At 61.9% G+C, this 14,504-nt stretch carries 11 protein-coding genes; 4 read left to right on the top strand and 7 right to left on the bottom strand.

Translation table 11 applies throughout. From position 1 onward, the window contains the following. Nucleotides 1-6: 6 nt before the first annotated feature. Nucleotides 7-390 carry a hypothetical protein gene (locus ETW24_RS07305; RefSeq protein WP_129370414.1) on the bottom strand — a complete coding sequence of 128 codons (384 nt, stop codon included), beginning with the start codon at nt 388-390 and terminating at the stop codon, nt 7-9. Next, complete coding sequence (locus ETW24_RS07300; RefSeq protein WP_129370413.1) at nt 387-3,161, bottom strand: hypothetical protein; 2,775 nt, start codon at nt 3,159-3,161, stop codon at nt 387-389. The genes ETW24_RS07305 and ETW24_RS07300 overlap by 4 nt, the downstream gene beginning before the upstream one ends. Before the next feature lie 184 nt (nt 3,162-3,345). Between ETW24_RS07300 and ETW24_RS07295 the strand changes: the two genes are divergently transcribed. From ETW24_RS07295 to ETW24_RS07280, 4 genes are all read left to right on the top strand, one after another. Next, complete coding sequence (locus ETW24_RS07295) at nt 3,346-4,557, top strand: multidrug effflux MFS transporter (protein WP_129370412.1); 1,212 nt, start codon at nt 3,346-3,348, stop codon at nt 4,555-4,557. 75 nt (nt 4,558-4,632) lie between these two features. Beyond that, the gene (locus ETW24_RS07290; RefSeq protein ID WP_129370411.1) at nt 4,633-6,021 is read left to right on the top strand and encodes a helix-turn-helix domain-containing protein; all 1,389 of its coding nucleotides are present in this window, start codon (nt 4,633-4,635) and stop codon (nt 6,019-6,021) included. Between the two features lie 45 nt (nt 6,022-6,066). Next, nucleotides 6,067-6,915 carry a patatin-like phospholipase family protein gene (locus ETW24_RS07285; protein ID WP_129370410.1) on the top strand — a complete coding sequence of 283 codons (849 nt, stop codon included), beginning with the start codon at nt 6,067-6,069 and terminating at the stop codon, nt 6,913-6,915. Nucleotides 6,916-7,070: 155 nt separating this feature from the next. Next, nucleotides 7,071-7,679 (top strand): class I SAM-dependent DNA methyltransferase, encoded by a 609-nt coding sequence (locus ETW24_RS07280; protein WP_129370409.1) that lies wholly within the window; start codon nt 7,071-7,073, stop codon nt 7,677-7,679. 90 nt (nt 7,680-7,769) lie between these two features. Here the strand turns inward: ETW24_RS07280 and ETW24_RS07275 are convergent, their stop codons facing one another. From ETW24_RS07275 to ETW24_RS07255, 5 genes are all read right to left on the bottom strand, one after another. Beyond that, the gene (locus tag ETW24_RS07275) at nt 7,770-8,009 is read right to left on the bottom strand and encodes a YdcH family protein (RefSeq protein ID WP_129370408.1); all 240 of its coding nucleotides are present in this window, start codon (nt 8,007-8,009) and stop codon (nt 7,770-7,772) included. Between the two features lie 209 nt (nt 8,010-8,218). After that, complete coding sequence (betA, locus tag ETW24_RS07270) at nt 8,219-9,874, bottom strand: choline dehydrogenase (protein WP_129370407.1); 1,656 nt, start codon at nt 9,872-9,874, stop codon at nt 8,219-8,221. Nucleotides 9,875-10,083: 209 nt separating this feature from the next. Further along, nucleotides 10,084-11,541, bottom strand: coding sequence for a betaine-aldehyde dehydrogenase (gene betB / locus ETW24_RS07265; RefSeq protein WP_129370406.1), 1,458 nt, complete (start codon nt 11,539-11,541; stop codon nt 10,084-10,086). A gap of 62 nt (nt 11,542-11,603) precedes the next feature. Next, on the bottom strand, nt 11,604-13,112 hold the full coding sequence (gene betC / locus ETW24_RS07260) for a choline-sulfatase (RefSeq protein ID WP_129370405.1): 1,509 nt from the start codon (nt 13,110-13,112) through the stop codon (nt 11,604-11,606). A gap of 124 nt (nt 13,113-13,236) precedes the next feature. Then, nucleotides 13,237-14,445, bottom strand: a complete 1,209-nt coding sequence (locus ETW24_RS07255) for a BCCT family transporter (RefSeq protein ID WP_129370404.1) — start codon at nt 14,443-14,445, stop codon at nt 13,237-13,239. Between the last annotated feature and the right edge of the window lie 59 nt (nt 14,446-14,504).

Genomic DNA, 14,504 nt, shown 5'->3' with positions numbered 1-14,504 from the left:
TGGCTCCTAGCTGGCGTTGCCGGTGAAGGCGTCCCAGTCCTCAGCGCTCATTTCCACAAAATCGAGATCGGCCTCGTCGCCCGGTTCGGACAACGGCTGATCCGGCCAGATCATCCCGTAGGCGCGGCGGAACAGCGCCTGCAGTTCGGCGTCGTCGAACGGGTATTGCTGGCCTGCAAACTGGCTGATGCGTCCAGCCGGGCGGGCGATCAGCGAATCCAGCGCCAGCCGCAGCCAGTCCAGGTTGCCCTCTTTATAGGCGCGTTTGTGCATGCTGCGGATGTCGGCGTCGAACTGGGCCAGATCGGACATCGGATCAGGTGCGTTCACCGCCCGGCCCATAGTCAGAAGCCGCGTATAGCCTGCGATCAGTTCCTTGCGGATTTTCATGGGATCATGTTCCCCGGATTGCCATTGGTGTAGGTCTTGGTCTCGTTATCCCAGCCATCAGCGACCGGGTATTGCTGCATCATCACCCAGCGGCCCGGTATTTTGGCCGGAGCGGTGCCGTGCCGGGTGGTGTATTTCGCCACATAGTCAGCGTTATCCTGCGCTTTTTCCTCGGGATAGTCGGTTGCAGGATCGGGATTGTCTGTGGTTTCCGCCGGCAGCAGCTCCGGCTCCCAGATGAAGTTCACATAGGCACGTGTCAGCCCCTCGACCTCCTCGAAGCTTTCATAGGTCTTATCGGAAATCGGCTCGCCGTTGTCATCGGAGCGCACGTGTTTCTTGTGGCCGATATAGGCCTTGTCGATCGGGCGGCCGTGTTCGACGGTGAAGTCGGCGCTTTCATCAGGGTCGGTCAGCGGATCACCAGAGAAGGTCATTTCGGTTTCAGTGATATCAACACCTTTAGCCAGCGCGGCCTCGGCAGCAATTTCACGGCCTGCAAGCCAGTCCTGCGAGCTGTGGAACTTGGACGACGCACCGGTATAGGAGCGTTCGTCATCGGAATGCGCATTGGGCGGCTTGCCGGTTTTCAGCCGGATGATCAGATCCTCGTCGCTGACGTCCGGGCCGTGGCGGTCCAGCGAGTGGCCCGCGTTGCTGCCGACCCCGTCCAGCATTTCATAGGCTTCCGCCGCTTCATTGCTTAGCCCTTCGAGGTCGGTGCGGATGCCGTCAAAGGCGGTCCTGGCCTTTTCAAAATCCGGCTTCTTTGCCTCATCCTCAGCAGAGGCCACCCGGACCTCCAGCGGATCCAGTTTTTCCGCCTCCAAGCCCGCGCGTTTAAGCGCGCCAATGATGCCCTGCACCTGGAAACGGGCCGTGGCCATCGGTTTGACCGTCTTCAGCAGCTTTTCATGGGTGTCCAGCATCAGGAAGGCGTCGCCGTATTCCTTGTCCGTTCCGGCCCGGTCCTTGGCCGCCTGCAGGGCTTCGTCCAGTTTACTCTCGGCGGCTGGCAGTTTGAGATATTTCTTGGTCCGGTCGTGCTGTTTTTCGACCTTGGCCAGCTTGGCGCGGTAATCCGCCATGGCCAGCACCAGATCCATGAAATCGGCGTTGTCCAGAACCGTTTGCAGTTCACCTGCGGCCTTGGCCGGATCACCGCTGCGGGCAGTGAGATCTGCGGCCTTGACCGCGTCATCCAGCGTGCTCTTCAAAACATCCGCATCATCGGGCAGCACCGCAAGCAGGTCTTCGGCGGCCTTTTTGGCGGTCAAATAGCCTGGCATTGCCCGCAATAGCGCCAGCGCGGCCGGCACGGCGGTGATGGCCTCGGGGTATTTCTGCGCCGCAATGGCATCCGCCACCGGCTTGTGGAAGTCATAGTCCGCAGCACCTGGGTGCCGGGTCAGGATCTGCGCCATTTCGCGCCGGTCATCCACCACTTTTTCCAGCTGAAACAGCTGGTTGAGCTTAACATGATACTGCGGCGCGCCGGTTTTCTTGTCGAAGTTATCCGCATCGGCCAGCAGTTTGTGGTCGTTCCAGGTGGTGTTCAGATCACTGAGTTCCGGCTCTGTCAGAACCTTTTTCAGGGCATCGTATTTCTTTTCCAGCGCCTTGACGATCTGTTTGGAGTGGCTCTTGCGCATCAGATCGCGGTTAGCCTTTTCCCAGACCTTCAGATCCGCCTGTGCGCCCGCGGGATCATTGTTGCCTTTGAATTTCTGCTTGGTATCCGCCGCTGCCAAAGCGTTGCGGAATCCCTCGTCTGCCTTGAGAGAGCCGTCAAAGCCGCGCATATAGCGGGCCAGTTTGCCGCGGTCCTTGGAGCTGTAGTCGATCAGCTCCTGCAGCAGCGCCTTGGCCTCGTTGAATTTCTGCTCCTTATAGCCTTTTTTCTTGGCGTTTTTCAGGTGATTGCGGAAATCCTTGGCGTCCGGAACAGCGCTGCCAAGGATGAACTCGCAACGGTCATGGGTTTTCGCCATGTATTCGTCCATCAGCGCGGCAAAGCTGAGAGCCTCTGCCAGATCCCCCTCATCGCCCAGATTGGATTTCCAGGCCTCCAGCGCCAGTTTGGCGGCGCCGAAATCCCCGGCTTTGGAATGGACGGCGGCGGCTTTCATCTGGGTGCCGCGGGCGGCTTCGGCGGTATCTTTGGTACCGCCTGTCATCGGGTTGATCAGCGCCAGCGTGGCGCTGGTCCAATTGTCGAAGAAGAGACCATAGGTATTGGCGTCTTCCGCCTTGGATGAGGCATCCTTGGCCGCGGTCTCCACCGCTTCAAAGTCCTTGTCGGTAACGGCGGCGGCCATGGTCTTTTGCGCCGCCTTGATCAGCCCCTCCACATAGGTAAAGGCACCCTGGTCCAGACTGTCGCGCACCGAGGCGAATTTATCCTCAGCTGCGGCCAGGGCGGTCTGCGCCTTGTCACGCGCTGCCGCAACAGCCAGCTGCTCGGCGATCTGGCTGGACAGATCCGAGATATCGCTGTCGATCTTGTCAAAGGCGCCGGCCTCATCCGCGCTGAGGATTTCCTTTTTCAATGCTTTGCGCCCGCCCGCCAGGCTGCGCCGCGCGCCTGAGCTGAGTTCGGCGGGAATGGTGATCTTGTTCAGCTCGGTCAGGGCCGCCGAACGCCTGTTGTCCACGTCTTCATTCACCGGATCGGGGAAGTCAGGCATGGTCCAGGCCTTGAGGCTGTAAAACCGTTCGGCCCATTGCCGGATGGCCGGATTGTTGGCAAGCGGATCAGGGGTATTGGCCATGGGTCACCTCAACAGAACTTAAAAGGACGGGCCTCGGGGGAATGCGCGAATTGAAGGAATGCTTAAGCAACCATAGGGGAGGCTTTGAATTCGGCGCAAGAGTCTTTTGACGCCACGGCAACCTTATGCGCTGCCAGGCCGGGGACTGATGGACAAGACGGGCCGACTGCTCTAACCGGATGGTATGTCCACATATAATTCCCGCGTGTCCGGCCAGCGGACGCCTCCGCGCATTTTCACCCTGATCCTGCTTGCCGGGCTGTCGGCGCTTGGCATGAACCTGCATCTGCCGTCACTGGCGGGGATGTCCGAGTATTATGCGGTCGATTACCGGGTGATGCAGCTGTCGGTGGCGCTGTATCTGGCGGGCAATGCGGTGGTGCAGATCTTTGTCGGGCCGATCTCGGACCAGATAGGACGGCGGCCGGTGATCCTGGTCAGCATTGTGCTGTTCCTGCTGGCAACATTGGGCTGCATCTATGCGCCGACAGCCGAGGCGTTCCTGCTGTTCCGGGTGGCGCAGACAGCGGTGGCGGCCACCATGGTGCTAAGCCGGGCGGCGGTGCGCGACATGTATGACACCAACCAAGCCGCCAGCATGATCGGCTATGTCACCATGGGCATGGCAATTGTTCCGATGATCGGCCCCGCCATCGGCGGCTTCCTGGATCAGTGGATGGGCTGGCAGGCCAACTTCTGGCTGCTGTTCCTGGTCGGTGCGGCGACGCTGGCCATCACCTTTACCGATTTTGGCGAGACGGCCCACAAAAGCGGCAAGACGCTGATGGCGCAGTTCCGCGAATACCCGGAGCTGCTGCGCTCACCCCGGTTCTGGGGCTATTCGCTGGCCTCGGGCCTCGCGTCAGGCGCTTTCTTTGCTTACTTGGGCGGTGCGCCTTTTGTCGGCACCGAGGTCTATGGCCTTAGCACGGCTGAGCTGGGGGTATACTTCTCCACTCCGGCGGTGGGGTATTTTGCCGGCAATTTCATCTCGGGGCGGTTTTCCACCCGGATCGGGGTCAACCGCATGGTGCTGTGGGGCTGCATAATCAATGGCGGCGGAGTTCTGGTGTCGCTGCTGATTGCAATGGCAGGCGCCGACAGCGTGTTCACCTTCTTTGGCCTGATGTGCTTTATCGGCCTGGGCAATGGCATGGCGATCCCCAACGCCACTGCTGGCGCCATCTCAGTCCGCCCGCATCTGGCAGGAACTGCGTCCGGCCTGAGCGGTGCGATCATGATCGGCGCGGGGGCCGCGCTCAGCGCCTTTGCGGGGATGCTTTTGGTGCCGGGATCCACCGCCGTGCCACTGCTTGCGATCATGTTCGGCACCGCAATGTGCGGGCTGGCTGCAATCCTGCTGGTGGTCCGGCGGGAGCGGCAGATCGGCGCATAACGCCTGCGGCCGGCTTGCAGGCATAGGTTTGCAATTATACCATTCGCAAGAGTTGGATTTGCAAAGGGGCGCCTAATGGCCACCCAGAAACTATACGCCGGCGCCAAGCTGCGCGAAATGCGGCAGCGGCTGGAGCTGACGCAAAAGGATTTTGCCGCCAAGCTGGGGGTCTCCCTGCCCTATCTGAACCAGATGGAGAACAACAACCGGCCAGTGTCGACCACGGTGGTGCTGGCGCTGGCGCAGGAATTCGGCATGGATGTGACCGAGCTGTCTGCAGGGGACAGCGAACGGCTGGTCAGCGATATGCGCGAGGCAATGGCGGATCCGGTCTTTGCAGATGACGCGCCGCCGCTGGCGGATCTGCGGCTGACGGCCTCGAACGCGCCAGCCCTGGCGCGGGCCTTTCTGTCGCTGCACCGGGCCTACAGGCAAACGCATGAACGGCTGGCCTCGCTGGACGAGGCACTGGGGCGCGAGGACGCGCGCATTCAGGCCTCCCCTTGGGAAGAGGTGCGCGATTTCTTCCATTACTGCGACAATTACATCGATGCAGTGGACCATGCAGCCGAGCATTTTGCCGCCGCCAATGACATCCGCGCGGCAGCCGTGGCCGCGCTGGAGCGCGGCGGCGTGACCGTGCGCCAATCCGAGATGGAGGGCTTGCGCCACTATGATGCGGAGACCGGCGTGCTGCATCTGTCCAACCGCTCGGCGCCGCAAACACAGCTGTTTCAGATGCTGCTGCAGGTGGCGCTTTTGCGGCAGAACGCGCTGCTGGAAGCGACGCTGGATTTTGCAAAGTTCCAAAGCGAGGAGGCCCGCGCCATCGCCAAGATCGGCCTTGCCAACTATTTCGCGGGTGCCGCCCTGATGCCCTACACAAGGTTTCTGGAGGCGGCGCAGGCCTGCCGCCATGATCTGGAGCTGCTGTCGATCCGCTTTGGCGCCTCGATCGAGCAAGTATCGCACCGGTTGTCGACCATGCAGCGGCCCGGCGCCAAGGGAGTGCCGTTTTTCTTTGTCCGGGTTGATCAGGCTGGCACGATCACCAAGCGGCACTCGGCCACGCGGCTGCAGTTTGCCCGGTTCGGCGGCGCCTGCCCGCTGTGGAACGTGCACCGGGCGTTTGAGACCCCGGGCCGGTTCCTGCGCCAGCTGGCGGAGACGCCGGACGGGGTGCGCTATATCTCGCTGGCGCGGGATGTGTCGAAACCGGGCGGCTCATTCGGATCCCCGGTGCGGCGCTATGCCATAGCGCTGGGCTGCGAGGTGCGCCACGCGGAGGCGCTGGTTTATGCAGACGGGATGGATGTGAACCAGGACAGCGCCTATGAGCCGATCGGCATTTCCTGCCGCATCTGCGAGCGGAAAGACTGCCACCAGCGTTCGGTTCCGCCGCTGGAACGGCGGCTGACCATAAACACCGATCAGCGCGGCGTGCTGCCGTATGAGGTCAGCTGATGCACCGGCTGGCCTGCGCGCCTGGCGCACTCTAGGGTAGGATTCATGGCAGATTTTGAACAATTAGTCCTGTCCGGCGGCGGCTGCCGCTGCTTCTGGCAAGGCGGTTTTCTGCACGTGGTGCAGAATGAACTGCCGCTGAGCCCCGCCCGCGTGACCGGGGTTTCTGGTGGCGCCCTGACGCTGGCCGGGTTCCTGGCGGGCCGCGGCGAGCGGGTGCTGGCGGAGATGAAGGAGGCCTTCCGGTCAACCGGCAGCAACATCAACTGGCACCACCCTAGCGAGGCCGGACTGACGCCGCACCAGACGGTCTATGAGGAGGTGGTCACCCGGTCGCTGGATGGCGATGCCATGGCGCGGGTGGCCGCCGGGCCGCGGGCGCAGATCCTGCTCGGCCATCCGCCCTCTGACCGCTGGGCGCGTCTGACTGGCAGCCTGGCGACGCTGGCCTATGAGACCGAGCTGCATATGGTCGGCTCGCCGCATTTTAACTGGGCAGAGCGGCTGGGTGTCAGCTCCAGCCTGGTGGACGCCCGCGCCGCAGCGCAGGAGGGGAAGCTGGCCGCTCTGGTGCGGTTCGCGGCCACCATCCCGCCTGTGTTCGACCCGCCCCGCTGGAACGGACGGGCGGTGATCGACGGCGGCATGGCCGATCAGGCGCCGATGCCGGACCCCGACAAGGGGCGCACGCTGGTACTGCTGACGCGCCCGTACAAGCGCCTGCCCGAGGTCGCCGGGCGGTTGTACGTCTGGCCCCAGGAAGAGGTGCCCGCGGATAAGATCGACTTCACCGATCCGGAGAAGATCCAGGCGACCTGGGACGCAGGCCTGACGGCTGGGGAAAAGTTCCTGCGGGAGAGAGCGGCAGGGGTGATCCCTGACGCCGCGGATTGAGACACTGAGCGTCTGGAAACAATGCCTGCCCCCCGTTTTGCCTGCCGTATTGACTGCCGCGTCCGGCCCAGCCAATGTCCGGTGCTTCTGCGGCACGCACGATCGGGTCTTCAGCGGACCGGCGCCGTCGCCAATACTGAGGGAATGCATAACGAATGACAGACGACTGGAATGACTATGCGGACGGGTGGGACGGCAACAGCGATGTCAGGCTTTTTGCAGCCAGAGCGTTTTCCGCGCTCGACTCGCATGCCGGAATACGCGGTGAGGCTTGGCAATCGAAACGTGTCCTCGACTTTGGATGCGGAACCGGGCTGCTGACGGAACTGATTGCACCGCATGTTAAGGAGGTGATTGCCGTTGACACCTCGGACAGGATGATTGCGGTCCTGAAGGACAAGAATCTGCCCAGCGTGACACCTGTCCACGCGGACATCCTAGGCGGTGGAGCTGCGGGCGGCAAAGACCGGCTTTCCGGATTCGATTTGATCTGCGCGTCTTCCGTCTGCGGCTTCCTGCCGGACTACGCAGCTGCCGTGAAGGCACTTTCAGGCCTGCTTGAGCGCGGCGGCCGGTTTATGCAATGGGATTGGCAAGGCCAGGACAGCGGCGGCTTCGGGCTGACAGAACAGCAGATGCGCGCAGCACTTACGGCTGCGGGGCTTGGCTCCATTCGGGTGAAACAGGCCTTTGCCCTGGACACCGGCGGGCAATCCATGCCGGTCTTGATGGGCTCAGGTACCTGCAACGCAGACCGGCCCTGAAACGGGTCTAGGCCAGTCAGTGCCGAACAGGTTCAAAAAACAGAACGGGGCTACAGTGATACCCCGTTCTGCCGTCAACACGATCTGCTCTCACGCCTTCGACAATATCCCCCAGATCTCGTCCTTCAGCGCGGCGCGTTGTTTGCGCAAGCCGGTTTCGGCCTCAGCACTCACTGGCTCCACGTTGGTTTCGGCCCGGTGTACGGCTCGGTTTACCTCGTGGTATTCGTCCGACAGCTTGGCGAAATGGGCATCTGCCTGTTTCAGCTGACTGATCTGCACGGCCTTTTCGGGGAATTCTTCGGCCAGTTCATGGGGGGTGTTGGACATCTGCCCGCTCCTTTTTTCCAGGGTCGGTTGCAGATTATCCGCAGCGCTGCGCACCCGCTTTGACGCGGATCAAAAGATACGGCAAACGCGCTGATTTTCGGGCCTGATTTCAGCCCCGTTCCCTGGCCCGATCCCAGGCCAGGACATCAGGAAATAAGCCGCCCGCACAACGGGGAGGTGGCGGGCGGCTTGCTGGCAGCGCAACAGGATCAGCGCTGCGCCTGGCGCCAGTCCGGGTTGAACCACGGTTCAGCGTTCGAGGACGGCAGGCGGCGGCCCAGGATGTGGTCCGAGGCCTTCTCGCCGGTCATGATAGACGGGCCGTTGAGGTTGCCGTTGGTGATGCGCGGGAAGATCGAGCTGTCGGCGACCCGCAGGCCATCGACGCCGATCACGCGGCATTCAGGATCGACCACAGACATCGGGTCATCAACTGCGCCCATCTTGCAGGTGCCGCAGGGGTGATAGGCGCTTTCCACGTGCTCCCGGATGAAACCGTTCAGCTCCTCGTCCGATTGCAGCGCTTCGCCGGGCTGGATCTCATGCTTGAGGAAGGGCTTCATCGCCTCCTGGCCGAAGATTTCGCGCGTCAGACGGATGCATTTGCGGAAATCCTCCCAGTCCTGTTCGGTCGACATGTAGTTGAACAGGATGTTTGGCGCGTCTTTCGGATCGGCAGAGTTCAGCGTGACCTCGCCGCGCGAGCCGGAGCGCATCGGCCCGACATGGGCCTGGAAACCATGGCCCTCAGCCGCGGCCTGACCGTCATAGCGGACGGCAATCGGCAGGAAGTGATACATGATGTCCGGATAGTCCACCCCCTTGCCGGACCGGACAAAAGCGGCGCTTTCGAACTGGTTCGAGGCGCCAAGGCCGGTCTTGGTGAACAGCCATTGCGCCCCCACCAGCGCCTTGCCGAACAGGTTCCAGTATTTGAACAGGGTGATCGGCTGTTTGCAGGCGAACTGGAAATAGAATTCCAGGTGGTCCTGCAGGTTCTGGCCCACGCCGGGGCGGTCGGCGACCACGTCAATGCCGTGTTCCGCCAGATGTTTGGCCGGACCGATACCGGACAGCATCAGCATCTTGGGGGAATTCAGCGAGGAGGCGGCCAGGATCACTTCGGTATTGGCGCGGATCACTTCAACCTTACCGCCGCGTTCAACCTCTACCCCGACGGCGCGGCCGTCCTCGATCACCACCTTGCGGGCGAAGGCACGGATCAGGTTGCAGTTGTCACGCTTCAGCGCCGGGCGCAGATAGGCGTTGGCAGCGGACCAGCGCTGGCCTTTGTAGACCGTCATCTCCATCGGGCCGAAGCCTTCCTGCTGCTCGCCGTTGTAGTCGGAGGTGACCGGGTAGCCCGCCTGCGCGCCTGCATTGACAAAGGCGTCGTGCAGCGGGTTGTCGCGGGGGCCGCGGGTCACATGCAGCGGGCCGTCGGTGCCGCGCCAGTCCGGATCGCCGCCATGGCCGCGATCGTTCCATGTTTCCATGCGTTTGAAGTACGGCAGCACGTCGGCGTAGGACCAGCCGGCAGCGCCAGACTCGGCCCAGTGGTTGTAGTCGCCGGCGTGGCCGCGCACATAGACCATACCGTTGATCGAGGAGGAGCCGCCGATCACCTTGCCGCGCGGGCAAACCAGTTCGCGGTCGCCCAGATGCGGCTCGGGCTGGGATTTGTAGCCCCAATCGTACAGCGGCATGTTCATCGGGTAGCTGAGCGCGCCCGGCATCTGGATGAACGGCCCGGCATCGGTGCCGCCGTGTTCGATCACCAGAACCTTTTTGCCGGCCTCAGACAGCCGGTAGGCTATTGCACAACCGGCAGACCCGGCCCCGACAATCACATAATCCGCGTTCATTTCTTCTCTCCATTGCGGATCCGGGTTGGGTCAAGGATGCCATTGGCACCGCGCCTTGGCGCGGCTTGTCCTTGAGGCATCCCGAATCTGCCTCATCATTGTTCTGGTCTGCTGAGGACGCAAAGCGCCCTCAGCGACCTCTCAGCAACCCCTTCCCTCTTGCCCTATCGGGCAACGGGGCGGCGGGTGGGCGTTGCCCGAAAGGGCAATCAGAATGCCGCTTCGACGTCGCCCATGCGGACGTAGACCGATTTCACCTGGCTGAAGTGCTTGATCGCCTCTTTCGAGTTCTCGCGGCCAACGCCGGATGCCTTTACGCCGCCGAACGGCGCCTCGACCGGGGCGTCGTTGTAAGAGTTGATAAAGCAGCTGCCGGCCTCAAGATTGCCGATCACCCGGTGGGCGCGGGTGAAGTCCTTGGTGAACACACCTGCCGACAGGCCGAATTCGGTGTCATTGGCGCGGGCGACGACCTCTTCCTCGGTGTCGAAATCAAGGACGGACATCACCGGGCCGAAGATTTCTTCGCGCGCGATGGTCATGTCGTCGGTCACATCGGCAAAGACGGTGGGCTCAATGAAATAGCCGTCCATATCCGCGCGCTTGCCGCCGCAGATCAAGCGGGCGCCTTCTTCTTTGCCCTTCTCGATATAGCCCAAAACGATGTTCATCTGGTTCTCGGTGACCATCGGGCCAAAGCTGGTGGCCTCATCCATCGGGTCGCCGATGATGGCATTCCCGGTGCGTTCGGCGAGACGGGCAAGGAATTTTTCCTTGATGCCTTTCTGCACAAACACGCGGGTGCCGTTCGAACACACCTGGCCGGAGGAGTAGAAGTTGCCGTTGATGGCGCCACCAACAGCGTTGTCCACATCAGCGTCGTCAAAGATGATCAGCGGCGACTTGCCGCCCAGTTCCATGGTGACGTGCTTCATGCCCGCAGCGGCGGCGGCATAGACCTTCTTGCCGGTCGGCACCGAACCGGTCAGCGAAACCTTGTCAACGCGCGGATCGGTCACCAGCGCACCGCCCACTTCGCCCATGCCCTGAACGACGTTGAAGACGCCTGCGGGGGCGCCGGCCTCGATCAGGATTTCGGCCACTTTCAACGCGCAGAGCGGCGTGGTCTCGGACGGCTTGAACACCATCGAGTTGCCGCAGGCCAGCGCGGGCGCGCCTTTCCAGCAGGCGATCTGGGTCGGGTAATTCCAGGCGCCGATGCCGACGCACAGGCCCAGCGCCTCGCGTTTGGTATAGACCCAGTCTTCACCCAGCGGGATATGCTCGCCGGTCAGCGAGGCGGCGAGGCCGCCGAAATACTCCAGCGCGTCTGCGCCGGAGGTGGCATCGGCCACCAGGGTTTCCTGCAGCGGCTTGCCGGTGTCGTAGGTTTCCAGCACGCTGAGGTCGTGGTTGCGCTCGCGCATGATGTCGGCGGCGCGGCGCAGGATGCGGCCGCGCTCGGTGCCGGTCATCTTGGCCCATGCCTTTTGCGCTTCCTTGGCGGTGGAGAGTGCCTGTTCAACGATTGCGGGCGTTGCGGCGTAGACGGTGGCGATCTGCTCACCGGTGGCGGCGTAGATCACCGGGATCGGGGTGCCTGCGGTGTCTTCGACGTATTCGCCGTTGATGAAGTGGCTGGCTTTGGGCTGTGCGGGGTGGGTCATATTTTCATGCCTCCGGCGGGGATATTTGGGGCCAGAAGAACTGGCGGGGTGCTGATTTCGGGTTATTCGCCGCGGGGAAAACGTTTGTTTTCCTCGAGGGTGTTAAGATCCATGTGATTGCGCATGTAGCGCTCGGATGCCTTTTGCAGCGGCTGGTAATCCCAGGGGTAGTAGCCGCCTTGGCGCAGAGCCTCGTAGACCACCCAGCGGCGGGCCTGACTGGCGCGCACCTCGGCGTCGAAGACCTCCAGGTCCCAGCGGGCGTCTGATTTGGCGCGCAAGGTTTCCAGCGTTCCGGCATGGGCCGGATCGGCTGCCAGATTGGTCAGCTCGTGCGGGTCGGCCTGCAGATCGAACAGTTGATCGGGGTCCAGCGCGCAGCGGTTGTATTTCCACTTGCCATAGCGGAGCGACACCAGCGGCGCATATGAGGCCTCAGCCGCGTATTCAATGGCAACCGGTTCGGTCCGTTCCGTGCCGGTGGCCAGCGGCACCAGGTTCTGGCCGTCGGTCCAGGGTTCGATTTCAGCCATATCGACACCCGCCAGCGCGCCCAGCGTCGGAGTCACGTCCAGCGTGGAAACAGGTGCTTCGATCAGGCCCGCTGGCAGGTCCGGCGCGGAGATCATCAGCGGCACGCGGGAGGAGCCGTCATAGAAGCTCATCTTGAACCACAGGCCCCGTTCGCCCAGCATGTCGCCGTGGTCGGAGACAAACAGGATGATTGCCTCCTGCCGGGTGGTTTCCAGCACATTCAGGATCTCGCCGATCTTGTCATCCAAATAGGAGATATTGGCGAAATAGGCGCGGCGGGAGCGTTTGATGTCTTCTTCAGAGATGTCGAAACTGCGCCAGTCGTTGGCGTCGAAGATCCGCTGGGCGTGCGGGTCGTGGTCGTCGTAATCCATTGCCGGAACTTGCGGCAGAAGATGCGCGCAATCCTCATAAAGGTCCCAGTATTTCTTGCGCGCCACATAAGGGTCATGCGGGTGGGTAAAGCTGACGGTCAGCGCCCAGGGACGGTTGTCCAGCCCGCGCGACAGCTCATAGAGCTTGGCAGTGGCATTATAGGCGACCTCGTCGTCGTATTCCATCTGGTTGGAGGTCTCCGCGACCCCTGCCCCTGTGACGCTCCCCATGTTGTGATACCACCAATCAATGCGTTCACCGGGCTTGCGGTAGTCCGGGGTCCAGCCGAAATCAGCCGGGTAGATGTCGGTGGTCAGGCGGTCCTCGAAGCCGTGCATCTGGTCGGGGCCGACAAAATGCATCTTGCCTGAAAGGCAGGTGTAGTAGCCTGCGCGGCGCAGATGGTGGGCGTAGGTCGGGATGTCGCTGCGGAATTCGGCGGCGTTGTCATAGACGCCAGTGCGCGACGGCAGCTGGCCGGACATGAAAGACGCCCGGCCCGGTGCGCACAAGGGCGACGCGGTATAGGCGTTCTTAAAGCGGGTCGAGCGTTCCGCCAGTTTCTTAAGGTTCGGAGCATGCAGCCATTCGGCGGGGCCGTCCGGGAAAAGCGTCCCATTCAACTGGTCAACCATCAGGATCAGGATATTCGGGGCACTCATCGCGGACCTCCCAGTATTGGCGATGTTTCTTCGAAAGGCGCCTGGCAGGCCCGAAGGCGCTGCCAGGCAGTTAGTGGCTGGTCCCATCATTCGGGGAAACTAGGGGCCAGCCGGGAGACCGCCCTTAATGGGCCGTCTTGATCTTGTCGAAGTCGAGCGTGTTTTCCTCGGGCGAAGCGGTGATGCTCATCACTTCGCTGCGCTTGAACAGCACGATATAGGCCAGGCAGGCGACATAGATGCCGATCACCACGGTGCCGATCCATTGGATCTGCAGCCACTGGCTTTGGAACGCCAGGGTCAGGGCAAACAGTACAACCGCATTGCCCAGCACATAAGGAATGGTGCCGAAACGCTTGGCCGTCAGGTTCAAGTTGTCGGTGTAGAGGCGGATCAGCGAGTCAAAGGAGTTGACCACGAAGATGATGCCCACCGCGACCATGGAGACATTGATCAGCAGCGTCGTCTCGATGCTGTTGAGGTGGTAATAGTACAGAACCGAGAACCACACACCCAGCGGGATCGACGGGAAGATCAGCAGCGCTGCCAGAACCTGCCAGGTGCGCAGCCCGCCGACAAAGCGCGAGGTGAACTGGCCGATCATGATCGACCATGCGAACCACCAGAACAGGTAGAATTCGTGATAGTCGGTCAGCGGCAGCACGAATTTGTGGATGTTGGCAAAATAGCCGCCGATGTTAGAGGCAGTATCGCCGAAGGCGCTCAGCCCCATACCGGAATAAGCCCACATGCCGAGGATCAGCGACAGGAACAACACGGTGGAGCCGACCGACAGGATGCGCACGTATTTGATGTCGGTCGACGAGAAGGCGGCAAACAGGATCACCAGGAAGGTAATGACATAGAAGGCCGGGATCACGCTCTCGCCGTCGCCCATGAAAGTGGCATAATACGGCAGGTAGATCAGGAACAGCGCGCCGGTGAAGGCGCAGGTGCCGATGATCACGATGTTGTTGAGCCATTTCACCAGCGGGATCTCAAAGAACTTCACCCGCGGCTCGACCACGCAGAAATAGAAGGTGGTCAGGAAGTAGAAGCCCCAGATCAGGAAGCCCCAGAAGCCGAATTCCAGCGCCAGCGGGTTGGTGAACCCATAGGCGGGCTCTGCCGCGGTGTCGGCATAAAGCGGAAAGTCCCAGGCCAGCGGGAACATGATCAGGCCGACGTCCAGGCCCGAGGTGAAGAGGATTGCGATGAAGGTGAACAAGTGGACCGGAGTCACGCCGACGTTGCGGACGTTCCACCACTTGATCACGCAGAACACCACCAGCGCAAAGGCCAGCAGAATCCCGAATGAAATGATTGAAGTCATATGTCCCTCCCATTTCCAGGCGGTTCCCGCCCTAAGACATGGGTCGGGTACATAACACA

Origin of the sequence: Leisingera sp. NJS204 (genome assembly GCF_004123675.1) — a bacterium.
Classification (GTDB): Bacteria; Pseudomonadota; Alphaproteobacteria; order Rhodobacterales; family Rhodobacteraceae; genus Leisingera.
The sequence above is the reverse complement of the archived record's forward strand: the minus strand, read 5'-3'. Positions and strand labels throughout refer to the sequence as shown.